At 43.9% G+C, this 25,553-nt stretch carries 21 protein-coding genes; 10 read left to right on the forward strand and 11 right to left on the reverse strand.

The genetic code is table 11. The features are described from left to right. Positions 1–41: 41 nt before the first annotated feature. From QUF07_RS01330 to QUF07_RS01360, 7 genes are all read right to left on the reverse strand, one after another. Complete coding sequence (locus QUF07_RS01330; RefSeq protein ID WP_289426637.1) at positions 42–1,433, reverse strand: hypothetical protein; 1,392 nt, start codon at positions 1,431–1,433, stop codon at positions 42–44. A gap of 201 nt (positions 1,434–1,634) precedes the next feature. Further along, positions 1,635–6,365: an MBG domain-containing protein gene (locus QUF07_RS01335; RefSeq protein WP_289426638.1), complete on the reverse strand. Its 4,731-nt coding sequence runs from the start codon at positions 6,363–6,365 to the stop codon at positions 1,635–1,637. Between the two features lie 270 nt (positions 6,366–6,635). Continuing rightward, positions 6,636–12,941, reverse strand: a complete 6,306-nt coding sequence (locus tag QUF07_RS01340; RefSeq protein WP_289426639.1) for a MucBP domain-containing protein — start codon at positions 12,939–12,941, stop codon at positions 6,636–6,638. Positions 12,942–12,963: 22 nt separating this feature from the next. Beyond that, positions 12,964–13,152 (reverse strand): hypothetical protein, encoded by a 189-nt coding sequence (locus QUF07_RS01345; protein ID WP_217342256.1) that lies wholly within the window; start codon positions 13,150–13,152, stop codon positions 12,964–12,966. 20 nt (positions 13,153–13,172) lie between these two features. Then, positions 13,173–14,033 (reverse strand): SseB family protein, encoded by an 861-nt coding sequence (locus QUF07_RS01350; protein WP_217342255.1) that lies wholly within the window; start codon positions 14,031–14,033, stop codon positions 13,173–13,175. A 30-nt stretch (positions 14,034–14,063) separates the two neighbouring features. After that, positions 14,064–14,252, reverse strand: coding sequence for a hypothetical protein (locus tag QUF07_RS01355; protein ID WP_217342254.1), 189 nt, complete (start codon positions 14,250–14,252; stop codon positions 14,064–14,066). 38 nt (positions 14,253–14,290) lie between these two features. Continuing rightward, positions 14,291–15,292, reverse strand: a complete 1,002-nt coding sequence (locus QUF07_RS01360) for a hypothetical protein (protein ID WP_217342253.1) — start codon at positions 15,290–15,292, stop codon at positions 14,291–14,293. 445 nt (positions 15,293–15,737) lie between these two features. Here QUF07_RS01360 and QUF07_RS01365 point away from each other — a divergent pair, with 445 nt between their 5' ends. Beyond that, on the forward strand, positions 15,738–16,034 hold the full coding sequence (locus QUF07_RS01365) for a type II toxin-antitoxin system RelB/DinJ family antitoxin (RefSeq protein WP_249778638.1): 297 nt from the start codon (positions 15,738–15,740) through the stop codon (positions 16,032–16,034). Positions 16,035–16,231: 197 nt separating this feature from the next. Here QUF07_RS01365 and QUF07_RS01370 read toward each other — a convergent pair whose 3' ends face one another. Beyond that, positions 16,232–16,558: a hypothetical protein gene (locus tag QUF07_RS01370; protein WP_217342251.1), complete on the reverse strand. Its 327-nt coding sequence runs from the start codon at positions 16,556–16,558 to the stop codon at positions 16,232–16,234. 172 nt (positions 16,559–16,730) lie between these two features. Beyond that, positions 16,731–17,012: a type II toxin-antitoxin system Phd/YefM family antitoxin gene (locus QUF07_RS01375; RefSeq protein WP_289426640.1), complete on the reverse strand. Its 282-nt coding sequence runs from the start codon at positions 17,010–17,012 to the stop codon at positions 16,731–16,733. A 309-nt stretch (positions 17,013–17,321) separates the two neighbouring features. Here QUF07_RS01375 and QUF07_RS01380 point away from each other — a divergent pair, with 309 nt between their 5' ends. The 9 genes from QUF07_RS01380 to QUF07_RS01410 all read left to right on the forward strand — a co-directional run bounded on the left by QUF07_RS01380 (position 17,322) and on the right by QUF07_RS01410 (position 23,327). Next, complete coding sequence (locus tag QUF07_RS01380) at positions 17,322–18,644, forward strand: leucine-rich repeat domain-containing protein (RefSeq protein ID WP_289426641.1); 1,323 nt, start codon at positions 17,322–17,324, stop codon at positions 18,642–18,644. Next, positions 18,568–19,443, forward strand: coding sequence for a DUF5776 domain-containing protein (locus QUF07_RS01385; protein WP_289426642.1), 876 nt, complete (start codon positions 18,568–18,570; stop codon positions 19,441–19,443). The genes QUF07_RS01380 and QUF07_RS01385 overlap by 77 nt, the downstream gene beginning before the upstream one ends. A gap of 266 nt (positions 19,444–19,709) precedes the next feature. Continuing rightward, on the forward strand, positions 19,710–19,814 hold the full coding sequence (locus QUF07_RS01390; protein ID WP_217341722.1) for a putative holin-like toxin: 105 nt from the start codon (positions 19,710–19,712) through the stop codon (positions 19,812–19,814). Between the two features lie 288 nt (positions 19,815–20,102). Continuing rightward, on the forward strand, positions 20,103–20,207 hold the full coding sequence (locus QUF07_RS14090) for a putative holin-like toxin (RefSeq protein WP_217341721.1): 105 nt from the start codon (positions 20,103–20,105) through the stop codon (positions 20,205–20,207). A 362-nt stretch (positions 20,208–20,569) separates the two neighbouring features. Then, positions 20,570–20,881, forward strand: a complete 312-nt coding sequence (locus tag QUF07_RS01395; protein WP_217341720.1) for a type II toxin-antitoxin system Phd/YefM family antitoxin — start codon at positions 20,570–20,572, stop codon at positions 20,879–20,881. After that, positions 20,878–21,219: a type II toxin-antitoxin system RelE family toxin gene (locus QUF07_RS01400; RefSeq protein WP_217341719.1), complete on the forward strand. Its 342-nt coding sequence runs from the start codon at positions 20,878–20,880 to the stop codon at positions 21,217–21,219. Before QUF07_RS01395 ends, QUF07_RS01400 begins: the two co-directional genes overlap by 4 nt. 348 nt (positions 21,220–21,567) lie before the next feature. After that, the gene (locus tag QUF07_RS14095; RefSeq protein WP_347339397.1) at positions 21,568–21,657 is read left to right on the forward strand and encodes a putative holin-like toxin; all 90 of its coding nucleotides are present in this window, start codon (positions 21,568–21,570) and stop codon (positions 21,655–21,657) included. Between the two features lie 696 nt (positions 21,658–22,353). Beyond that, the gene (locus tag QUF07_RS01405; protein ID WP_217341718.1) at positions 22,354–22,914 is read left to right on the forward strand and encodes a transcriptional regulator; all 561 of its coding nucleotides are present in this window, start codon (positions 22,354–22,356) and stop codon (positions 22,912–22,914) included. After that, positions 22,914–23,327, forward strand: a complete 414-nt coding sequence (locus tag QUF07_RS01410; RefSeq protein WP_217165392.1) for a protein-export chaperone SecB — start codon at positions 22,914–22,916, stop codon at positions 23,325–23,327. The genes QUF07_RS01405 and QUF07_RS01410 overlap by 1 nt, the downstream gene beginning before the upstream one ends. A gap of 78 nt (positions 23,328–23,405) precedes the next feature. Here the strand turns inward: QUF07_RS01410 and aroB are convergent, their stop codons facing one another. Both aroB and aroF read right to left on the reverse strand, forming a co-directional pair. Then, on the reverse strand, positions 23,406–24,485 hold the full coding sequence (gene aroB / locus QUF07_RS01415; RefSeq protein ID WP_289426643.1) for a 3-dehydroquinate synthase: 1,080 nt from the start codon (positions 24,483–24,485) through the stop codon (positions 23,406–23,408). Continuing rightward, positions 24,482–25,498: a 3-deoxy-7-phosphoheptulonate synthase gene (aroF, locus tag QUF07_RS01420; protein WP_217165388.1), complete on the reverse strand. Its 1,017-nt coding sequence runs from the start codon at positions 25,496–25,498 to the stop codon at positions 24,482–24,484. The genes aroB and aroF overlap by 4 nt, the downstream gene beginning before the upstream one ends. Positions 25,499–25,553 lie beyond the last annotated feature (55 nt).

Below are 25,553 nucleotides of genomic sequence, written 5' to 3' on the forward strand. Positions count from 1 at the left end.
CAATAACGAATTCCCTCAAAATTGAACATCTAAACTCCCCCTCACTTTACCACTGGTACCTTCGCTGAACTTGTGACCCAAACGACGCTTTGCAGCCAGCGGCCAATCTTTTCAAGTAGTAACTTGACGTTGTTCTCGATGCTTAACCACGGCAGCCAGTAATACTGGTTCTTGGCAGGATTCGCCGGACTCACGACGATCTGAAATAAGGGCGTGGTGACTTCGGTTGAAATCGGCAGCCGCCGCAATTGCCAGTCAATACTCATGAAACGAGTCATCAAACGCTGCTGCAGCACGCCGATCACGTAATCGTCCAATTTGTTCGGATAACTGACTTCAACGTGTTTTTGCGAGATAAAGGGTGCCAAGTACCGGCTCAATACCTGCGTCATCTCGTCAGCGAATTGGGTTAACTCCGGAATGTCCTTGGTCAAAACCGCAACGATGTGCTTCAACTCCGGAATGGCTTCGACCTCATCAGGCTCATTGAGCTTAATCGGCGGCTGCTTTAACAGAATCGCAAATTGAATCGATCCCATTAAATATTCATCGAGTTCTTCAAAATACAGTGGTGATCGATACACCTGCAGCCGCGTGATAACGGTTTTGACCACCAGTTGAATCAAGTATGGTAACACCGCTCGCTCCTTGGGCCGCACCAGCTTGGTGATGTGAGTATCCACAAAATAGGGACTGTAAGTGACCATGTATTGCAGCCAGTAGACCTCGGCCAAATTAAACTGAATGTTCCGAGATTTAGCCGGCAGGCTGGTAAATCGCATCAGTTCGTTGCGATTTGACTTCGGTGACGGTTGGGATTCCTGGGTCAAATACTTGTACTTGCTCAATCGAATGGCGGTCACTTGTAAAAAGCGCGTCACCGCGTGGGATTGTTTCACTTTGGCTGGCACCGATTTGGCCAAGGCCTGCAAATAATTGTCTTCATCGGCGGTTAACTTCAGATCTTCATTACCCAACTCACAAAGCTGCCAGCCGAAGATTCGAATGAGTCGTTCATCCCCCTGAATCTCGTTGGTCCGCATGTTATAAGTCAGGTTGTGATCGGCTAACCACTTCACAAAGGGGGTCAGCCGGGTCAAAATCGTGGTGTTCCCAACCGGCAATAATGGCTTGGGCTGCTCGCGGATCGCTGCTAACAGGCACCTGTACGCCACTGAATTGCGAACCAACGTCTGGGTCAAGACCCGATCGATCCAGTCACACTGATCAACCAGCGCCTGCTTGGAAATTTTCTTGCCAGTAATGGCTTGATAGTTGGTGACCAGCCGACGATAGACTTGTTGCGTTGAGACGTAAGGCCATTTTAATAGCTTGGACAATTCGGTAAATTCAACCCGGCGTTGCGACCGAATCGCTTCGATTAATTGAAGTTGCCGGCGCTCAGGGTTGGTTAGCAACATATCGATAAACATAGGGTCAACTTCTTTCTAAAAAATAAGAGTGGTGAGGTAGGCGTTTTGATCCCAGAGTGTAAGGCAAACAGCTATTATTCCTGATTTTGGGAATGATAGCTGTTTGCCTTACGCGGCCGGGATCAGCCGTCTGAACCACGTTTAATCAATGTATCAGTGGTGCTCCAAAGGGAGCGCTCCCTCATCACTCCACGAATTCATTTAAAACTTAATTTCTTTTTTCCATTTCTTAATTCCAAACAATCCCATCAATCCAGCCAATGCGACACCAATCAACGAAGCGATTGCCGAATGACTGTCACCAGTTTGTGGTAAGGTTGTGGCTTTTTCGATCTGTTGGTTTTGCGGAAACTTGCGATTCTGGCCAGTTTGCCCATTGCCAGTCACTGTTGAATTTAACTTGGTGACGCCAGTGCCGTTCTTGGTGTAGCCAGCGCCGCGATTACCAGCACCGCGAGTCTGATTACCATTTGGCTTCGTAACCCTCTGAGAAGCACCCAGCTTGTTATTATTCTGAGTCGCCTTCTTGGTCGTTTTGCCATTCTTAGCAGTCTTTTTGGCGGATTTCTTGGCCCCCTGCTTCTTCGTTGTCGTCGACTTAGCCTTCTGATCGCCGCTATTAGTCGTATTCTGGTCGTTATTCCCAGAAATGGTTGTGCCGTTGGTGGTTGTCGAGTTGGAGTTGCTACTATTGTTGGTGTTGTTACTTGGGGTGACCGAGCCACCGCCGTTACCACCATTACCACCGTTGCCGCCACCGTTATTGACAGCGACATACCGGATTGAACTAACAGCCCCGGGGTTGGTAATGGCTGGCAAGACATAGCCGCGTGACGGATTCTGACTGTCCACCAGCGTTAAATTGCCGTTCGGACCGACGGCGTAGTAGCCGCTAATATATGGAACAACTTGATTGGTTGGCGCACTGACCTTGGTTGGGTCGGTGTGGTCCACTACATAGGTCACGTTGGTCACCTGACCAGTTGGCGAAACGATGGCGTAGCTGCCGACCTTGTTATAAACGTATTTTACAGTCACGTTGGCGTTGCCGATCTTGCCAGTGGCGTTCGTTGGCATCGCGGTTAAGTAGTAGCCGTCAATATATTTAGCAGTGGTGGTGTAACTGTCATCAGTCTTCAAATGATCACCAGAAACTGGATCGGCGAGTTGCTTACCCGCCTCATCGACATAAATTGCCTGCCATGAGAAATCATTGGCAACAATCTTGAATTGACCAGCCTTCACCGTAATCATGTAGTTCGGATTGGCCGCATCAGTTGCCGTGACGGTAATGGCGTAAGTGTCCGGCGTTTCACCAGCTGCCCGGGTCACCGTATAAACGGGCTTTACCCCAGCCGTTGGCAAACCAATGACCATTGCTGTGAAGGTTGGATCAGCTTGGCCTTGAACCTTACTTGCATCGTTGGCGGTAATCGTAATCGCTGCCTTATTGATGGTAACCTTGCCACCAGTCACGTCACTCGTTGCTAAAGTCGTGCCATCATTGGCATCGGTAATCTTCTTAATGCCGGCAGCGTTCAAAGTCACTGTGTATTGGCCAGCATCAGCCTTCACTTGACTCCAGTCGAAGTCAGCAGCCGTGAAGGTTGGGGTTGCCAACACGGATTTACCACTCAAAGTAACGGTTGGCACGTCTTTAAAGGTAGTTGTACCATCATAAGTCTTGGTAACATCTCCAACCTTAGCTTTAATTGCAACAGTGGTTGGTGTCTTAGCCGTGATGGTTGCCTGTCCTGCTGTGATATCTGCAGTAGCTAATGTCGTGTTAGCATTGGCGGCCAAAATCTTGGCAATTCCCTTAGCATTCAAAGTAACTGAATAGCTGCCCGGAGTCGCTTGAACCTTACTCCAATCAAAATCATCAGCCGTAAATGTTGGGGTCTTTAAATCAGACTTGCCACTCAAAGTGACGGTTGGCACATTTTCGAAGGTAGTTGTTCCATCTTCTACTTTAGTAACATCTCCAACTGCGGCTTTAATCGCCACCGTGGTTGGCGTCTTAGCAGTAATGGTTGCCTGTCCTGCTGTGATATCTGCAGTAGCTAATGTCGTGTTAGCATTAGCGGCCGTAATCTTCGCAATTCCCTTATCATTCAAAGTAATTGCATAGCTACCTGGCGTCGCTTGAACCTTACTCCAATCAAAATCATCGGCCGTAAAATTAGTTGGCGTCTTTAAATCAGACTTGCCACTCAAAGTAACGGTCGGCACATCCTTAAAAGCAGTTGTCCCGTCTTCTACCTTGGTAACATCTCCAACCTGAGCTTTAATTGCCACCGTGGTTGGCGTCTTAGCGGTGATGGTTGCCTGACCAGCTGTAACATCTGTAGTAGCCAATGTGGTATTAGCATTCAAAGCCGTAATCTTCGCGATTCCCTTATCATTCAAAGTAATTGCATAGCTGCCCGGAGTCGCTTGAACCTTACTCCAATCAAAATCATCAGCCGTAAAATCAGTTGGCGTCTTTAAATCAGACTTACCACTCAAAGTAACGGTTGGCACATCCTTAAATGTGGTTGTCCCATCTTCTACCTTGGTGACATCTCCCACCTTGGCTTTAATTGCTACCGTGGTTGGCGTCTTGGCCGTGATGGTTGCTTGACCTGCCGTGATATCTGCGGTAGCTAATGTTGTATTGGCATTTAAAGCCAATACCTTCGCGATTCCCTTATCATTCAGAGTAATTGCATAGCTACCAGGCGTTGCTTGAACCTTACTCCAATCAAAGTCATCAGCCGTAAAATCAGTTGGCGTCTTTAAATCAGACTTGCCGCTCAAAGTGACGGTCGGAACAGCCTTAAATGTGGCCGTCCCATCTTCTACTTTAGTAACATCTCCAACCTTGGCTTTAATTGCCACCGTGGTTGGCGTCTTAGTGGTGATGATTGCCTGACCAGCTGTAACATCTGTAGTAGCCAATGTGGTATTAGCATTCAAAGCCGTAATCTTCGAGATTCCCTTATCATTCAAAGTAACTGAATAGCTGCCCGGCGTAGCTTGAACCTTACTCCAATCAAAATCGTCAGCCGTAAATGTTGGGGTCTTCACGCCTGCTTCACCACTCAAAGTGACGGTTGGCACGTCCTTGAAAGTAGTCGTCCCATCTTCCACCTTGGAAACATCACCAACGTGAGCTTTCAGCGCGGTTACAGCACTCTTCCAGTGGTTAACAACGACTTGCATCGTCTTACCGTCCAGAATACTGCTTAACTTCGATGGACCGTCAGTACTGACATATGTAAAGTTAGGCACGGTGTCTTTAACAGTTGGATTAGCAATCTCAGTCCCAATCTTGCCAGTGAAATAGGTCGTATCCGAATATCCAGTTGGCGAAAGTAGGTTATTAAGATTAGCACCACTCTCATTGGCAGGATTAGTCGGGTCAATCACGACCCCTGCATGGTTCAGCAAATCACCAGGCTTGATTTTCGGTCCCATATTATCTGTAAAAATCGGATTATTGTACTCATCGACATTAATAATGATGGCAAACGAAGTGCCGTCCGTTGACTGCTCTTGATCGGTATTGGCATTCATACTAGTTGAACTAATGTTTCCGATTGCCGCAACCGCACCAAAGTATTCAGCCGCCGCCAACATCAGATCAGCAGCATTTCCTGAATTATATTCTTTTTGTAATTGTCGCCAATATGGTGCCAAGCTGTTGTAGTAAGTTTTATTAGTCGCAGCAAAGAATGGGAGACTCTTAATGGTTGTAACATCTTGCGTGATATCTAGTGACCCCAACTTAGATTTAATATTGGTTTTTGCCGCAGTTAATAATTCTGCATCGGTATAACCACTTATTCCATAGTACAGTTGCACTGGATCAACCACGTTCCGAAATACCTTGGTCAATCCCTTAGAATCCATCTGATTGAGGACTGATTGGTAACTCGCATGATTATTGGTTGAAACCACCAGATCACCATATTCATCAATCTTAGCGGTCGTATCTGCTGGTAAGACAATCTTATTCAAGGCTTGCTCAGAATCTGATACTTGCTGGGTGTTGACCCCACGCTTGTCTTCGAGGAGCATCTTATTGGCAACATCCAACTCTGTGCGCATGCTCTGGAGCACTTCATTGGCTTGATCTAAGGTTGTCTGCATCTGAGCTAAGTTCTTTGGCAACTTCATTGAAGTCGTTGCCTTTACTTGCTTTAATTCACTATTGACGTGGGCTTGAATCGCATCTAAACCAGAATCGTGAACCACATTATCGTCGCTCTTAGCGTTGGCTTGTTGAGTATCTGCCTTAACCACAGCCTTAACGTTATCAGCGACTTTTTGAGCCTGCGCCGTCATCTTTGCAGCCTGCTTATTAAAGTCCGTTGCACGCTTTACTTTAGGTGTCGCAACTTTTTGAACCGTTGCCTTGACCGCAGTGACATTCTTTTTAGATGTTTTTTGACTTGCAGCAGCCTCATTATTCGTGCTTTCAGTATTTACCGAAGTAGCCGGAGTGACCGAACCCGTCGTTGCCTGCACTGCTTGGGGTGCATTGTTATTGTTAGTCGTAGTCGTTGAAGCAGTTGCCGGATTATTAACAGTTTCCTGATCAGTTTCAGACTCGTCTTGTGTATTCACAACAGTTTTAGTTGCAACTGTTGCGGTTGGGGTACTGGTTGCTTGATCATTATTTTGCTCATCCTGCTGGCCATTTTGAGTGGTTGTTGTAGGAGAATCATTCGTTGGCTCCGCTTGATCAGTAAGCGTATCTGCATGCGCTGTTGTGATATCTGGCGCTATCAAGCCAGGAACCCCGTGAACCTGAGCTTCATGCACCCCCAGTAGTAAGGCAACGGTCGTCATCCCCTGAACGACCCATTGCTTCTTGGCCTTATAGAGCTTATACCTGGTCACACTAGGTTCTGTATTTGTAATTTGATCATATTGATACCGTCTCATATCGTGACACCCTCTATTTCATCGATTTTCAAAATTACCCCTCAGTAATATTGGATTAGTGTTCTATGTGCTCCTACCTAACATTTATAATAGTAGGAAAATTCTATCTAAAGCATTCTATGTATTAGCAGGTGGCATTACCACCTGCTCAGTAATTTGGGTTAACGGATCGCCCCATCAGGGGAAACGGCGCGATTCATCGGCATTGTGAACCATTACCGTTATGAGGGGGAACGGAATGATTCACTAGCTGCATTGCTTCGAAAGAAACTAGTTGTGTCGCTTTCTCCGCAATGCCGCCAAGCCAATCGTGCTTAACATTCCCACGACACCCAAGATTACAGCCCCTTCATTTTGATCGTCACCAGTTTGTGGCAATCGTTTCTGGGCTAATTGTTGACTTGAAGCTTGTTTATTCAGATTATCAGCTGGTTGTGCAGCAACCTTCGCTGGACCATATGCACCAGCAACCTTAACAGGCTCATTCGACAACCGCTTTGGCTGAGTGTTGGTGTTAACTCGGGCATTACCAAGCTTAGCTGGCTCATTACTGCTACTGTTGTTACGACCATTTCCTGGCTTAGCCGGCTGATTAGTAACAGTCGTTGGCTGGTTTGGTGTTGGCGTAGTCGGCTGCGTCGGTTGTGTTGGCTGACTAGTTGGTTGCGTCGGCTGTGTTGGCTGGGTCGGCTGTGTTGGCTGGGTCGGTTGCGTTGGTTGAGTCGGCTGTGTTGGTTGTGTTGGCTGACTAGTTGGTTGTGTTGGCTGAGTCGGTTGCGTTGGTTGTGTTGGCTGACTAGTTGGTTGCGTCGGCTGTGTTGGCTGGGTCGGTTGCGTTGGTTGTGTTGGCTGAGTCGGCTGAGTCGGTTGCGTCGGTTGACTAGCCTTTACATAGTGAATATACGTGTTCTTATCAGGCGTTGCATAAGGCGCTGTTGGTGGTAAGTAACCCTTAGTTGCGTCAGCCTTATCAGCCTGAACTAAGTCGTTCCCATCGGCATCCACTGCCTTGTAACCATCAATATAAGGAATGATCCCCGTCGTTGGCGTCGTGATCTTGGCTGGATCATCAGGATCATTTGGATAAATCGAAATGTCCTGATCACCACCAGTTGGTAACTCGGCAATATACTTACCAATCAATCTGTAAACGTAGGTAACCGTCTTGTCACCGTTGGTCATTGTCCCATTCGCATCAGTTGGCGTCTTGATCAGGTAGTACTTCTGAACGACAAGTGCTTTAGATGTATACTTATCGCCATCTTTTAAGTCCGCTGTTGTGGTTGATGGGGCAACGTCTTCACCCTTTTCATCAACGTACTTCACGATTAACTTGTAAGTTTGGGCATCAGTAATTGTCAACTTACCTGGCTTATACGTAATATCATAATTTGGATTATCGGTATCCTTACCGGTAACTTCAATTGCGTACTCACCAACCTTAATATCCTGACTAATATCTCCAAACTGATATTTAGGGGCATCCGGCTTTGCCGTATCTTTAGTTGGCATACCGTCAATTGTCGCCGTCAGTTTATCTGTATATGGCTGACCATCGTATGCTTTGCTTACCGTTGGACCAGTAATTGTGATTGGTCGCTTATTGATCGTGAACTGCGTATTCGTCACATCGTCCATCGTAATCGTCTTAGCTGTGTTAGCAGCTTGCAGATCACTTAATCCCTTGGTACTCAACTTAATGTCGTAACTATCAACATTCTGGCTATCAATGCCAGTTGTATCAAAGTCATCGGCAGTCCAACCATCGGTTGGCGCAACTAAATCGTCATTCAACTTAACATCAAAAATCGTTGGATCAGTCGAAGCATCGCCATCATAAAATTTATGCTTAGGTTGTAGAACGACAGCATCCTTATCGACTGGGGTCTGAGTATAAGTTACCGTGAATGTCTGGGTGGCACCCTTAGCATCAGAGTTCAGATCGAACGCTGGATTGGCGGTTAATGCGGCAGCTAAAGTATCGTAAGTCTTGCCATCTGGACCAGTAACCTTATAAGTACCAGTCTTAGCTAAATCAGTATCCGTTGTCTTGAACGTAATGTCGTTGGTCCCCGTTGCTGTCTTGGCACCCGTATTAGGGTTCTTAGTATCATCATTACCTAAGGCTGTATCGATCACCTTAGCAGCAGCCGTTCCAGGACCTTGAGTTACCAAGTTCGCTTTGTCTACTTGGAAGTGGTTGACTAACGTTGATGATCCATCCAGCTTAATCGTGGTATCGCCATCGGTTGTCGTGAGGACGTACCCCGGAATGGTGGGAATGTTATTCAAAATCTTAGAACCAGCAACTCCGACTGGTGGTGTGGCAGTTCCGTCATCAGTATAGCCACCATCTGAACCAGGGAAACCATTGATGACCTTACCGTCCTGATCAACGTTCTTAATGTGAGCAGTTGTTGTAAATGAATCAGTGATTGAACCGTTGACATTACCCAGACCATCAACTCGGAAGTAAGTTGGAATAGTTACTTGCTTACCACGATCGTTCAAACTATCCGGATCTTTAACTGGCAAGATGACATTAGCCATATCTTGAGAAGCTAGCTTAGAAATCGAAGTGACAATTCCAACAATACTACTCCACTTTGTACCAACCTTATCAGCAGTCATCAAATCATCCGCAGTAGTTGTGTTGGTTCCATCCTTAGTGTTGAAGTAGTATTTGTGCCCATTACTAGTTAAGGTGACACTCTTTCCGCCATCAGTTAGTTCCAATGGACTAGTTGAATATAATGTCGTGGTGGTATCACCTGCGGCGCTCTTACCCTCAGTGGCAGCACCAGTTAATTGAAGCGCAAACTTACCTGGCGTATCTCCCTTATTAGCGGTGACTTCAGTAGGTAGATTAATAATCCCACCAATATTAGTCTTAGTGTCGGACATGTTGTTTGCTAACCGTAATCGGATCGATTGGGCGTCGTTCTTCATCGGGTTATTAACACCGTTAGTGCTGTACGTCGAGCCAAAGCTTTGGTTATCTTGAATGGCTCCGCTGAGGATCATGGATTGGGGAGCACTAATTAATAGTAAATCCCCAAAATTGCTTCCTAAAGCAGCACCAAGGCCATTACTTCCCCAGCCGTTGAAAGAACTAAGTCCAGATACTTTGGTCGTATTTCCTTCTGAGTCCGTTAAAGTAGTAAATAAGTCTTGAGCGTTACTTTGATTGAATAGATTACTATACGAACTTCTATTACTATCAGTGTCATCACCAGCAAGCATCACAACACTGTTTGACTCCCCGTCTTTACCACCTTTAGTCGCAGATGGAACATCATATGATATACCGTTATAGGTATCTGTAACGGATTCGGTATTTTGAAACGACTGTAGGCCAGTTAGCGCATCTGCATTAACTTGAAATTGAATGCTTAAAGCCATACTGCTAGGATTCCACTCAATCCCTGTACCAGTGTAATCAATTTTATAGACGGTCTGCCCATCCGCATTTGCAAGTTTAGTAACCTTGGGGGTAACAGTAACACCACTCCAGCCAGCACCTTTTTGAGCAAATATTTGTCCATTAGTTTGAGGAACAACTTGTGTTTGTTTTGGTACCGTAACATAAAATACTGGATCCTTTTTTGTTAAAGCCACTCCATTGTACCCTGGCATATCATTTTCATCTTTGGGAGAAGGGTTGTTTATGACAGTAGAATCATAATAAGCATTTGGTTGGTTATTAACAAAGAATCCATTTGCGTTCAGATTAGGGTTAGTATACGCTGCTTTAGTTCCATCACCGATCAAAACATTAAACTGAGAAGATGGAGTCAATGGGGCTGAATTATTAGGCGTTACATCTAAAGAAATTGGCGCCGATGCAAGTGCAGTGGCAGACTGGGTAATAGAGTCTACCACCTTCCCTGTGTCATTATCCGTTGTTGTTAAAACAAACGGTACTTTAGATTGATCTGCTACTCCGTCCTTAACATAACCTAGTGTCGAAAATGAAGTGGCTTGAACGTCGTTCTCAGTTGGCAGTGCATTGTCCAACTCACCGCCAGCATTCCTTTTTGAATACAACATATCTCCAGGATTCAGCGTGAAATTAGGCGTAATGTCATAGCTCTTTACTGAAGCACCCACTGGTAAATTAAACATTGTTGTTGTATTGACCGAACCTGTTTGGGGAAGTGTTGAGAGGGTTGTTCCTTCCTTGACATCTTTGAATTCTTTTGATGTCCCATTTGTAAAGTTTATCTTGACATCATAACTATCACCAGAAGCCCATGATCTGTAAGCTTTGGTTAATAGTGGGACATACAAACCAGTTGATTCAACGCTATCAGGGACCGCCATTTCCATGGTTGCATTTAAAGGTTCATGTCCAGTCACCGTTATTCCAAAATTATTTAAAACATTTGATATTTTATTTCCAATAATCAACTTACTTTGATTATTAGCTAAATAGATTGTACTTGATACTGCTTTTGTAGCTGTATCTGCCACATTTTCACTCAACTTATTACTTGCGCCGTCAAATGTAACCAATCCATTTAACGACGATGTTTTTGCGGTTAACTTACTTTCCCCGCCATTATCGGCTGCAATTGGGGCTGTAACATCCCCGAAATTTTTTGAGTAAGTAACCTTTCCAAGGCTAAAGGCCTGGGGGCCATTAGTTGTTGACTTTCCGTATGATCCTATAAACCATAAACTACTACTTGCACTATAACTTTTACCATCTTTAGTTGAAAAAATAATAGGCGTTCCTACCCCACCCGGCTGTGCAACTTGGACAGCCGCTGAATTAAGTCCGGAATAATGCGCCATATACTGTTGAGTCTTTTCAACATTTAAAGTAAATGTTGACGGAACATTCACAGCAATATTAACGTCATTAAAGTTTAATTGTAGGGACATACCACCCCCATTAAGTGTGGGAGTTAGTGCGTAAATATAATCCACATTCTTTACTTTGGGTTGTGTACTATCCGTTACTGCTTCAGTTAGTGATAATTTAGTAATTTTAGTGGCATTTTGAAGCGTAATACTAGTTACTTTATCATCAAGATTAGTCCCGCCATACGTAAATGGAAGTAACGTTTGATCTGCAACAGAACCGGTAGGCCCACCAATTGCTCCCGTTGCGGGTGTATAGTTTCCCATTTCGGATTCAGTCGGATAATCATAATTAGCAAATCCAACCAAGTTTGAGCTGATTGTTTGCGACGATGTTTCACCATCCGAGTTCACGGTCCAAGTATAATTAACAGAACCATCCTTATTAGTTGTTCGCACAGGATTCCCAGTAGCTTGTGACTGGGCGGCGTACCCTTGACTTCCAGCTAAAGAGGCGGGAAGAGTAACATGAAATGTATCTCCTTTATTCCCAGTATAAGAAAACTTTACAGAAACATTTTGATAAAATGAAGGTTGGCGATCCATAACAAACGTCGCTGAACCATCTGCATTTACTTTTACCATCGGTGTGCCGTCTGGCCAATTGGAATTCGTAAACGTCAAACTAGCCGCCTGCGCCGGATCCACTACCTGTCTGAAACTCTTCGTCAACCCCTGTTTATGTAAGTTGGCTAGTACTTTGTTGTAGCTCTTGGTGTTGCCAGTGGTGATGATTAAATCCCCGTAATCATCGACTTTGGCGGAAGTTCCATTGGGGACGCTGACATCGTTGTAAGCTGCTTTGGCGTTAGCAACCACGTGGGCCTTAACCCCCTTCTTATCAGCTGAGACCAAGGCAGTGGCTTGATTCAATTCAGTGTGCATGTTAGCGACCACCGTTAAGGCTGAATTCAACTTGGTCGTTGCTTGTTTTTGGTTCTTAACAGCGATCTTTTGGGCCGCCTTAATGGTCTTCAAGACTTGAGCTTGTTGAGCCTTTTGATGGGTACCAATCGCGGTTAAGGCTTCGTCTTGAGGAATGTTGTCATTTTCTTTGGCGTTGGCTAATTGATTGCCCTTGTTGATTTGCGTTTGGGTCGCTTTCATAATCTTGTTAGCTCGATTGACAATTGATTGGGCTGACTTTTTGTTGTATTTAGTTAACTTCTTATAAGTGACTTTTTTAACTTTGAGCTGACTATTGACCTTTTTATTTACCTTGGTGGTTTTCTTTTGAGAAGTTACCTTAGTTGAATTGTCAGTAGTACCAGTGGTTGCGGCATTGGTTTGATCTGTGGTGCCAGTGGTTGAGCTGTTGGTGCTGTCAGTTGAACCAGTGGTTGCGGCTGAATTGGTTGATGAAGCTTGGTCGCCAGTCGTGGTACTTGAGCTATTGGCAGCTGGCGTTGTGGCTGTTGTGCTGCTTTGAGTGCTATCATTACTTTCACTGGTGGCAGTGGCGGTCACTGGCTTGGTTGCGGTCGCCGTTGCTGTACCGGAATCACTGGCAGCTTGAGCATCATCGCCATTATAAGTGGCGGTGGTGTCAGCGTGCACCGGATGTGAGGACAACATGGTATATGACAACCCAGAGGTGAAGACTGAGATGCCGGCAACTAACCATAATTTACCCTTCTTGTATAACTTGTAATGTTCCTGTTTCTCCAAGCTATCTTTGTATAGTCTTGAATTGTAATTGTATCGATTCATTTTAATACCCCCTCGGACATTCTTATTCTGCGATTTTCTTAATTCGTGGATAGGTTCCCACGTCAACAACCCCATCAATTTCAACCGTTGTTTTTAGTTCGTGAATTCTAATTGCCGACTGCTGCTTGGCGTGTGATACCGACTTAGCAACTAATGCGCGTTGCTTTTTGATTTGGCGCCGGCTGGGAACTTCGCGGCCATATTTTTCCATGAGAAACTCATCCCTCTTCCCTACAACAACCAACCACTGCGTTTATAGAACGCATCGACATCGTGTTTCACCTCATCACCCAGTTCGCCTTCCAGCTGGCCGACAATAATGTCAGACCCATATGGGAGGTAGCGGTGCGCGGCAACGGCTAACTTGCGGGACACCTTGGCTTCAAATGTTTCGGGCTTGCCCCGGTAGTCAACTAAGACCGCAAATTGATACGTGCTGTCGTTTTTAGGCTTTAATTTGATCAGCCAGGCCGCTTCTGCTTTATGGATATGCGTCAATGGCCGGCGCAGTGCCTCTTGAAGCTTAGTCGGCGTTGGGTTAATCAACTTGAACTTGAAGTCGTCATCTTGCTTGTGGGTGACGACGACCGGGGCGACCTTGTGAATGTAATCCCAGTACTCCTGAGTTAATGGGAAGCTCTGAACGCCTGGGTTAATCAAGATTCCCTGCAGGCTGAACTGTTTGGCTTCAGCCATCAATTCCTTGCTGGTGAACTCAAAGGATCGGAATGGATCCAAATTGGGCGTGCCGGCAAGGAATTTTTGCATTTTGGCTAGGTCAGTGAACACTGGAATATACTTTTGGCCGTCCGCCAAGTAGGTGGTCACAGCCACCGACAAGGTGAACGCCGGCTTAGGCTGCCTGGATGAAGCAGCTCGGCGGCCAGTTTGAACCGGGGCGTAGAATTTCATTTCGAGCAGCGAGGCCGCGAAACGATGTTCAAGCGCCGGATCCATCGGTTGATCCATGAACGACTGCAGCCGCTGGTTGAAGCCGGAAGTCTTAAACGACATAATCCCTTCCGATTGGGACTCGCTTTGAGCTGGCGCGTTCTCCGGTTCGGTTTGCTTCACTGAATCAGTTTCCATCATATTCATCCCTCTTCTCTTTAAGCCGAGCCATTATTGGTTCAACTTCGAGATTGCTTTCAGTAATGATTCGGCACTATCAACCAATTGGAGCACCTGTTGCTGATTACCATCGGTAGCGGCATCATCAATTGCTTGGGCAATCGTGCTCATATTTTGACTTAACACTTTAACGGGCGTCATGCGGGTCAAGGTGTCGATGTTATCTGTTTCTGTATTCATATCAGTTCCCCCATTTTCCTTTATTTAGATTAAAGTCATTAATTGTTCAGCTTCGTTAACGTGCGAATTGCGGTTAACATCTGGCCAGCGGATTGCGCCAGATCAGCAATTTCTTGTTGGTCACTGGTTGCTTCCAAGCTCTGGCAGATGAGGCCGAGCGCCTGGGCCAATAGCGTGATCGGCGTCGCTTGATGAGCTTGGTGAATTGCCGTGGCTGCTTGGGATTTAGTTGCTGGTGCTTCACTTGATTGCTGGCTTTGTGGTTCGTCAACTTGCGGTTGGTTTGGTTCATGAGCTGCTGGTTGATTATCAGTTGGATACTGTGGCTGCAAGTGGACTGGCCGTCTTGCTTCACTCGTTGCTTGTTTTGATTCCGGTTGTTTTGGCTGGCTCGCTTGCAAATCACTCGCAGAAGATCGCGCTGGCTGATCATCAGGTTGTGCTTGCTGCTCGTCAGCACTCATCGATTCTGTCATTGGCTTCTCTAGCTCACTCTTAAGATCCTCAATGTTGAGAATGCTTTCATTATTACCTTCGCTTAACTCGTGCTCCATCCGGTCAACCTTTTGCTTTTCTTCATCGGTTAAGCTCACCAGACTCGTTTTGGCAGTTGGGCTGTTCGGTTGATAATGGTTCACGTCATCAATCCGCTCGCCAAGCCCCTCGTCGTCCAACACGTAATAGTGATGCTGATCATCGACAGCCGGTAATTGAACTGGCGCGACCTCATCTGGTTGATCACCATTTTTTAACGGCACCAATTCCCCGGTCATATCGGTTAGGCCATGATAAACGTGAAGTGAGCCAATCTTGCCATAGACCAGCTTGATGATCGCCGGTTCAGTTCCCATCAGCCGTGAAAGGCGTTGTGGCTTGTTGACAAGCACGTAGCCATTTAATATTGGGAGCGCGATCCGGTATTCCTCACTAATGGCGCGGAAGATTTTTTGCGGTTCCATCAATTGATCGCCGTCCAGGTTCTCAAAGTGGACTTCAGCGTAGTTTTGAACTTGCCGTGCCGCTCCCTCAGCTTCTGACATCATTAATTCCTCCCATCCAAATAAAATAGTTGCTATAAATAGATGAAAAACCGTCCGGAACTTACCCCGCCATCTTGATGACCTAGAATAGGTATCTCCTCAATATGAATTAACGGTTATTTATTTACACTTTTAATTCTAAATAAACGATTATATATATCTATATGTATCAGACGCGTTTTGTCCGCACTTTTTTGCGAAAATAAAAAATATAAAAATGGATGCTAATTTTTGACTATTAGCATCCATTTTTGTGAGGCCTGATTTGAGAACCGTGCTGTGGCAAGGCTCAACCTGTTATTAAGATATTATTAAGAAGTTAATTTGGATAATTGTATTTATTTGTTGGTGATTTTTTGTAAGTGGGAAATCATTTTTGTAATCGTTCATCATGTTTGACCACGTGCACCAAATGTCATACAATTTAGACAACGAGGTGATATTAATGGCATCTGCTAAAACTAAACCACGCATCAACGTCCGAATCGATCCTGATATTAAGGAAAAGGCCGAGTCCCAGCTTAAGAAGCAAGGATTGACCATTTCCGAATTTGTAAGAGCAACCTTGACTTCAGTCGCTAACGAAGGCTTGCCAGAACACTTCATGATTCCAAACCAAGACACAATGGCTGGAATTAAAGAAGCAATTGAGGCAATTCAAGGAAAAACAAACCTCCCGGGAACCGACGACCCCAAAAAATTATTAGAAATGTTGCTATCAGATGATGACAAACCAAATTAAGTATCGAAAAAGCTTTAAAATCTTCCAATTAGTCAGCAATTAGCACCATTAATTCTTAATACTAATCACCAGTATCGCGTGCTATCCGTATATGTGAGGATAATACAAAGCCGTCGAACGAGAGCTCGACGGCTTTGTATTATCTATAATTATGAAGGTTAGATTTCAAAAAATCATTCTCAAGCTGTCGATCAAATTTAGCGGTTCTGCTTAGCCTCATCTTCTAATTGATTAATCCATTTTTCAAAATCATGGAGACTGCCATCGCCAATGGTCTTTACCTCACCACTTAAAGCTTCCCGTAAAGCTTCCTTAGCATCGGCTGTATCATAAAAACTTTGCTTATCCACTTCTGCTTCTTTTTTTAATTGATCCAGTCGTTCCTTATCAATCAACACCACACTTTTGCGAACAGGCTGATCTTTTTCCTGGACTGCAATCTCAACTTCATTATTAGTGTCTAAAACTGATTTAAGAACTTGAAATAAGTTCTTCCTGAATGAGCTTGGTGTATAAATCGCCATAAAAACATCTCCTTTTGAGGATTAGGTTCCAATAGATATCTCTAACTCACCCAAATTATAGCGTACCTATATATGTACGTCTATGGGTACCCTTAGTTATTTGAATCTAATCAGTGACTCAAGAATCATATTAGATAAGGCACACAATCAACTACCGCAGAATAATGGGTTTTCATGACTTGAACCGATCCCAATAATGGTCATCGGATTCGACAATTTCATCATCCGGCAAGACATGCCGATTAATCAGCTGATCTCGAGCAATGGCATGCTCCAGCGACCCTTCTTTGGCCCGCAAAGCACGTTCATACCAATCCATTTTTTCCTGAGAAATAACGGCAACTGACCGATTGTTCGAGCGAACAATGTAGACGGTTTCGTCATCATCATTGACTTGGTCAAGATACTTTTTTAAGTGTGAGCGGAAATCACCTTGGGTTAAAACAACTGTCATTTGAATCACCCTTTCTGTGCTTAATATTTTACCTTATTAAATGTCTAAGCGTAATTAATTACCAGCTTATGATTGTAACTTGCTCTGTTGTGAACTACTCTGCCACGAATAACAGAGCAGTTCACCTTATTGCACCCCAACATGTCGATTGTCTGTTAACTAATCAACTCATTAGATTAGCTCGCAGTTCACCGAATTGACAATTGAAGGATAATAAAATTATAATAACTATGTTAACTAGAAGTGGTCAGCTTGGAAATATAGAACTGAGTCAGACAGAGCTAACGTTTCTTGAGGGGGAGAATGACAATGAGATCACAAAAGCATTTGTTGGCGGCACTTATCTTAATGTGCTCAACTATTTTATTAACAACGACTGTCACCCAGGTTACAAATACGCCAGTTACAGTCGTCGCTCAGGCTGATTCAACAGCTAACCAGAGCATTTCTGATATTATGCCAAATCAGAAATTACAGGAACTTGTTCTGTATAATATGAAGGAGCAGGGTTTGGTGAGTAATAGTGCCACGCTAGATACTATTAGTACAGCGGATTTTACAACTGCGCTGGGTCAATTGACCTCGTTGACTTGGGATCCCGGCACCTCCGGCAAGGACCAAACCTATAACAACTTGGACACTGTCGCCGAAAATAGCAACGGTGCCATCGAGCCAGAGGTCAATCCAGGCAATTATTCTTTGCAAGGACTGGAACTTGCTACTAACTTAAAAAAAATAAAACTTGCAGCCAATTTAAGTTATGGGTCAAAATTTTACCGGGGTGATATCACTGATTTAACCCCCCTAGAGGGCTTGACTCATTTAGAGTACATTAATTTATCTGGCAATCGAATTACAGATGTTTCACCCATTGACCATCAACATCTTCCAAATGTAACCTGGTTGGACGTTAGTGGTAACTGTATTGCCAACCTAAATGTGCTTGATGCTAATAATTATACACAAAATTTTGCTTGGTCCGATCAGAGGATCGTTCTTCCAGCTATAACGCTGCATGGTAATTCTTACACCTGGAAAAATATTTTTACTGATGCATTGCCTAAGAATTCCACAAATTCTGCCGTTGGTGCCCCCTATGATGCTAAAAATATTATGTTGGCACGCACCGCATTGGGTTATCCCATTCCCGGTGGTGGAACCTACCGGCAATTAGAAGTTTGGCAAAACGGTGCTCAGGGCCCAGCTGCACCGACTGGAACCCAAACGATAATGGGTGATGATATAACGTTTACTGGGCTCGCCGAACAAGTGGTGCCCAGTAACGCTACATCGAAACCATGGAATCTTGACCTTCCGGTTATTAACAACGGTCCTAATACGTATTCGTATTATATGCTCGCTCGGTATGGAAGATCAAACCTTGATGTCATCGATTATTTCCTCCCCTATACCATCGCCTCCGAAATCAATTACACCATTCATCCAGTTGATGAAAATGGTCAATCGTTGAACAAAGATTCGAGTGGTAAAGGCTATGCGGGCGACAAGGTCAAAGTCCCAACCATTCCGGGCTATACCGTCAACGATCGTAAAGTTGTCGACGGTAATTGTCATCCCAGAGGCTGGTGGGACAATTACCGTCGTTTACAAGAAGAATGCCACGCCGGTTAATCCCGATACCCCAAGCGTTACGCCTGACACAAACCCGGTTGTTACGCCAAGCAGTGAGTCAACAGTCCCATCAAAAACCGAATCGCAGCCAGCAACTCCTACCAAAGAAAGTTTTGTGGGCCAAGCCGTTTATTCATTACGAAAAATGTACCTCTATAAAAACGCCAATTTCACGAAGGCTGCTCGAAAAGCCAATTACTCAAAGAAGCCTCGTCCTTACCGGCCAATGTTTGTGGTCACAGGTTACCGGAGATCAGCAACTGGTAAATTAAGATATAAAGTCCGCGATGTGAATCACGCCAGCAAAACAGATGGCTTAGTTGGTTACATCACCGCTAGTTGGAATTATGTCCGCCCTGTGTACTATCAAAGTAACCACAAGACACTCACCGTCATTAATCCCAGGGGCGTTAACGCTTATAAGAAGGCCAACTTAACCAAGAAAGTTCGCAACTACAAGCAAGGTACTGTCCTGCATGTGACTAAGTTTGTCCACCATAACTTAACCACTCGTTATGTATTGAGTAACGGAAACTACATTACTGGCAATCGCAAGTTGGTTAAGATGGGCAAACATAAGATGCCTCGTTATATCAAGACCAAGAAGAACATTAACCGTTATAAGACCGTTAATTTAACCAAACGTAACAAGCATATCAAGCGTGGCACTAGGATTCGAATTAAGAATTACGATTTCTCACACGCTAATAGCATCACCAAGACGGGCTCATTAAGATATCACATTGCTGGTGGTTACATTACTGGCAATACCAAATATGTTAAAGTAATCAATCGATAAAGCTAGAAACTTGGAAGCTGATAATCCTAGGGGAAGTTCCGGGGAGTCCTGTTCCAGCAGGGCTCCTTTTTCTATCGACATTGTAATATGACAAGTGGACACTTACCCATAAAATAATTAGATTGAAAGTCTGGGTTGTCGCAGTTTATCCTGTATAATATTAATTCGTAGAGAAGTTAAGGCGGTGGCTATTTCCTGGTAAAGGGGTGGTGCTTATGGTGTTAAGCCGATAACGCACACAAATCCTGATGAAAGGAGTAGCCTCAATGTCCATTTCGGACGCTTTACAACTAGCAATTGGGACTGGTCTATTGATCATTAACCTAATTGTCTTAGTTGTTGAGCTGATCAAAAGTCAGCAAAAAAAATAGCCGCCTTAGCTCTGGCAAGCTAGCGGTTATTTAATCAACGTTAATTGCCACCGTCTTAAGCGGCTCTACACGGGAAGTTCTGTTGGTGCAGAACTTCCTTTTTGTGTTTATATTATATCATGGTTAAGATAATTGGGACAGAAAGATCGTCTTCATGTATATTTTAACAGCTTATCCTGTATAATATGAGTCTGTAAAGAAGTTAAGGCGGTGACTATTTCCTTAAAGAGGAGGTGGTGCTTATGGTGGAAAACAATAAGCTCACATTCTGGGAAAGGAATAGCCTAAGTGTCCGTTTCGGACGCTTTACAACTAGCGATTGGGACTGGTCTATTGATCATTAACCTAATTGTCCTAGTTGTTGAGCTGATCAAAAGTCAGCAAAAAAAATAGCCGCCTTAGCTCCGGCAAGCTAGCGGTTATTTTATAACTAATTAATATGCCACCGTCTTATACGGCTCTACACGGGAAGTTCTGTTAGTGCGGAACTTCCTTTTTGTGTTTACATTATATCACGGTTAGGAGAAGTTGGACAGAAAGACATCTTCCTAGATCCCGAGATGTAGTAATCATTATTCATGAGTTGTTTTAGTCATGAATCCTTGATTTTTTCAGATTTTGCTATCTTTTGATGACCCGATTATTTAAACGATCATCTATAAGTTTCTATAACGGGCTATTAAAAGATGCCTATTAAATCATTTAAAAGTATGCTTATAAGTGTTATAATAACATAAAAGATTGGAGGAGTTGTCATGAAAACTTTAAATGTTCCGACTACAAATATGACCAGCCTAAAGAAATCACCAGCCAGAGCTTTCGAAGAAGCAAAAAACAAAAAAACCGGACTCTATGTTTTTAATCGAGATACACCAGCTGGAGTGGTATTGTCTGTTGAAGATTACGAACAACTTGTTAATGATAATCAGGCACTGCAAGATAAACTATATGATTTAGAAATTCAAAAGCGTTTAACTGAAAAAAATCCTGGCTTAGTTGATGAACAGGAAGTTGACGGTGACACCCTTGATAAGATTGACTTTAATGAAAACGACGGGTGGGAATGAGTACGCCGCGTGAACACCACCTCAAGTATTTCCGGCAAGCTGCAAAAGAAAAGCAGCATCTTGATGGTTCTCAGCTTAAAGTTGTTAATAAAGGTTTAAAACGGATCAAAGTTCAGGGCATGCAAGCTGGCAAACCGCTAACCGGAAATTTGGCGGGCTGTCGAGAAATTAAACATCGTGATTTAGGTATCAGAATCATTTTCCGCAAAGATCCCAGTCTTAACAAAGTAATTGATATTGTTGGAATTGGGAAGCGAGAAGATAAGATTGTTTATAAAGAGGCTCGTCATCGAATTGACCACCATAGCCCAACCTCAGATGTTGATGATTCTCATTGATTAATATAATTTAGGCAGGAAGTTTTAAGGGCAATGCCAAGTGAACTTCCTTGACCAGCAAAATATTCAGTTAACGCACGTAATTTAGTTTCTTTTGAAATTTTAGTCATCAAAAATACCTCCAAAGCTAAAGTTGTTACTTTAACTTTGGGGGTATAGGTCAGCTAGCGGTTATTGTCAACCACTCCTGAATAAATTCAGGAGTGGTTGACTTTAGTACTTGGCTAGCACTCTTGTTCCCCTGTATCATAAATCAAGCAAGAAGTTTTATGGGCGGTGGCTGTCTTCTCCCTTACGAGGTGAGGTCTATGGGAACATGGAGTAATCTTCAGGAAGGTTTCACAGTCAATGAGCGTCTTTCAGGCACTCTCGTTGGTATTTCTGTTCGGCACGTTCTTAATCACGCTGCTCAGTTATATCGACAAGCACCAAAAATAAAAAGCCGCCCTGCGTAACTTTGGCCGGTTACAGGGTGACCTAAAATCATTCTTTAACTAATGCCACCGTCTTTAAAGCGGCTTGCATGAGAAGTCCTGTTACCACAGGGCTTCTTTTTCATAACCACATTATAACATGACCATTGGCTGCTTACTAATAAATTAATGGTTTTGAAGACAGCCTCTGTCACAATTTAAATATCTACCATTGATATGGTATGTTTGATTTATAGAAAAAGTTTCATAACATGTTTGTATCTCAGGAGATACAAGCATGTTATAATAACGAGAGATAATGTAGTTTGGATGTGGAAGCCATTGACCAATATCAATGACATTAAAAAAATAATTATAGATATTCAAAAAAGGCGCAACTATTGGAAACTTAGTACTCGTCGTAAAAATCTATTAACATTAACAGAATTAGGAATCACTCAAAGCATTGCGTTCGACTTGATTTATAATCACATAGAGTGGCGGGATTATGTTTCTGGGCCTCAATTAGATGATCATGCCATACCGGGAAATATTTGGGTATTTGGACTTACAATTAACGATCATCCTTGTTACTTAAAGTTTCAGGATAGGCCTAATGGCATCGTAATGTGGATTTCATTTCATATAGCTGACTACCCACTCCATTTTCCGTATCGCTAACTTGAAAATCATTCATCTTAATATAAAGCGAGGTAACAAAATGAATCTTAAAAAAGCATTTTATAATCCGGAATTGGATACCACCGAAATATACACCGAAGTTTGGAAGCCTGAGATTGTGAAGGTCAGAGATATAAACGACTTGTTAGTTATAAATCATTACTGGCAAGATGCTAACGGAGAGTTATGGGGAGATTTTTCCGATCCGATGGAAAACGTTAGGAACAGTTTTACCGCCTACCGAAAACGTAAGAATTATATGACTTCCGGAGAAATTAGAGAATTACGTCACAATTTAGGATTGTCTGTAAGAGAATTTGCATATATCTTGGGGATCGGTTCGTCATCATTAACCCAAATCGAAAATAATCAACGGGTTCAGGCAAAATATCAAGAAATACTTTTTGAAGCTGCTCGAGATGACTACAAGAGTCATCACCAGCTACCCGATAATTGGCGAAATGATTTTGAGAAGCCACTGACAAGTGCGTTTGATAATTCACCCACATATTCTCCAACTAACGATTTGTATACCACTAAATCTCTGGACGCTGATCCCCAATCCTTTGGTAAATCAAGAGAGTTAGGAAGTGCTGCTTAATGAGTATTCTACGATTCAATGGTTATAAAGTTCAGGAGATGGCATACAAAAGAAATGCCCACTATCAACCAGCCAATAAGCAAATCGAATTAGATCCGAAGATCACGACAAAAATCGACATAACTGATAATGACATCAATATTACACTAACTGTTATGATCGGTTCTTTGGAAAAAGGTTCCATGCCATTTCAAGTCAGCTGTTCGATCATTGGCAATTTTACCTACAACCCAGATGAGGATAATACTAATATTGGTATCGACACTTTCGTGCGTCACAATGCAGTGGCAATTCTTTACCCTTACGCTCGTGCAATCATTGCAACACTAACAACGACGTCTAACGAATTTCCTGGATATAATATGCCAACTATTAACGTTGCTAAATTATTAACTCAGGATAATTCAAATTAGAAACACTTACCATGCTAAAGGGGCACTCCAAAAATGAAGTGCTCCCTTTACTTTGTATAAATGTTCCACATGAAACAATTACGCCTTAATAGTCTTAATATCTAAAAAGTCCTGGATATTATCGCTAGGGATCGATTTGATTGCCGGCCCACCAATTTGATGAACGTAAATCAAGTTCAGATGACCATCGCGATTCTTTTTATCGTTCTTAATCTTATCGAAAACTGCTTGGGATTCTAAGAGTGGTGTAGTGACCGGCAAGCCAACTGCTTCTAGGCGGTCAATCAAGGTTTGAGTTAAGCCCTCACGAGATAAGCCCTTTTCTTCGAAGATTCGGGTGATCGCAACCATCCCGATGCTAACTGCTTCGCCATGACGCAGATCGCCATCAGCCAAGGCTTCAACGGCATGACCGATCGTATGACCGAAGTTGAGTAGTTGCCGCAAGCCGCCTTCTTTTTCATCTCCCATAACCACGTTGGCTTTGTATTGAACTGAATGAATACTGAGCTCCTTGGCATTGGCGAGAATGTCTGCCGGTGAATTGATTGACTGAACCAATTTCCAAAGATCACCGTCTGATAAGGCAGCCACCTTAACGATTTCTCCGTAACCTTCAACCAGGTCGCGGGTTGTTAACGTCTGCAAGGTTTCTGGGTCAATGATCACCAAATCAGGTTGGTAGAACGCCCCAATGATGTTCTTCGTGTTATCTAAGTCCACAGCAGTCTTACCACCAACTGAACTGTCGACCTGTGCCAGCAATGACGTTGGGATCTGAATCAAGCTAATGCCGCGCATGTAAGTTGCGGCCAGGAACCCTGCCAGATCACCCGTAACGCCGCCACCCAACGCAATCACCCCATCATCGCGATTGAAGCCATCAGCCGCCATTTCGCGGGTTAAATCCCCAAGAACCTCGAGTGATTTAGAGGCCTCGCCAGCTGGGAATTGGTAATTGTGAACGGTGAAACCAACACTTTCCAACGCGTCAGCAACCCGATCTTGGTAGAGTGGTGCAACGTTACTATCACTGACCAGAGCAATTTTTCGTTTTGACCAAATACTGGAAACCAACTGACCGGTACAGTTCAAAACACCATTTTCAATTTCCACGTTGTATGAATGATCTGGTAAATCAACTTTAATTATTTTCATAAACTAACCTCACTTTTTTCTTCGACGGGAGCAACCAGGGTCTTGCGGATTGCGAAGGCTTTAGCAGCCATTTCACGGTATTCGTTTGGCTTCAATGCTTGGGCACCATCGGAGAATGCGTGGGCGGGATCGTCATGAATTTCAACAACCAAACCACTCGCCCCAACGGCAACTCCGGCCAATGCTTCGGGGGTCACAAATTCGGTATGACCAGCGGCATGACTAGGATCAACAATCACTGGGTAATGCGTTAACTTTTGCAAAACAGGAACGGCGCCGAGGTCCAATGTGTTTCGGGTGTATTTGTTATCAAACGTCCGAATTCCCCGTTCCGTGATGATAATCTGGTGGTTACCACCGGCTGCGATGTATTCAGCCGCGTTCAAGATATCGTCAATGGTTGCTGACATCCCGCGTTTTAACATAACTGGAATGTTCGTCCGACCGACTGCTTTCAACAAAGAGAAGTTTTGCATATTCCGGGCACCGATTTGGAAAATGTCGGTGTATTTAGCAATCATGTCCACGTGGTCTTGGTCCATCACTTCAGTTAAGACGTCCATATCGTATGCGTCAGCGGCTGCTCGCAAGAACTTCAAGCCGTCTTCGCCGAGTCCCTGGAAGGAGTATGGCGATGTCCGGGGCTTGAATGCGCCGCCTCGAAGAATCGTTGCGCCACCACTCTTAGCAACCTTCGCCATCTTCATCACATGCTCTGTAGATTCTACGGAGCATGGACCCGCCATCATGGTGAAGTGATCGCCACCAATTTTACTGTGCGCGGTTGTCACCACTGTATCTTCTGGGTGAAATAACCGGCTGCCCTGCACGGCTGCTGGAACATTATCAATAATTAAATCGATCGCATTCTTTTCTTCGGCATTTAAGTCCTTTTCGGTGATGCCTTGAATTGCAACGCGATTATGATGGACAAATACTTCGTTGGTACCATCGAACCGGTTCTTAATTTCATCAATAATGTCTGCATGTCCTGCTTTAACGATAACTATCATAATATAATCTCCATTTCTATTGTCTAATGTATTTTTGGTTAAAATAAAACTCCCG

This window comes from Lentilactobacillus sp. TOM.63 (assembly GCF_030361045.1).
Lineage (GTDB): Bacteria > Bacillota > Bacilli > Lactobacillales > Lactobacillaceae > Lentilactobacillus > Lentilactobacillus dabitei.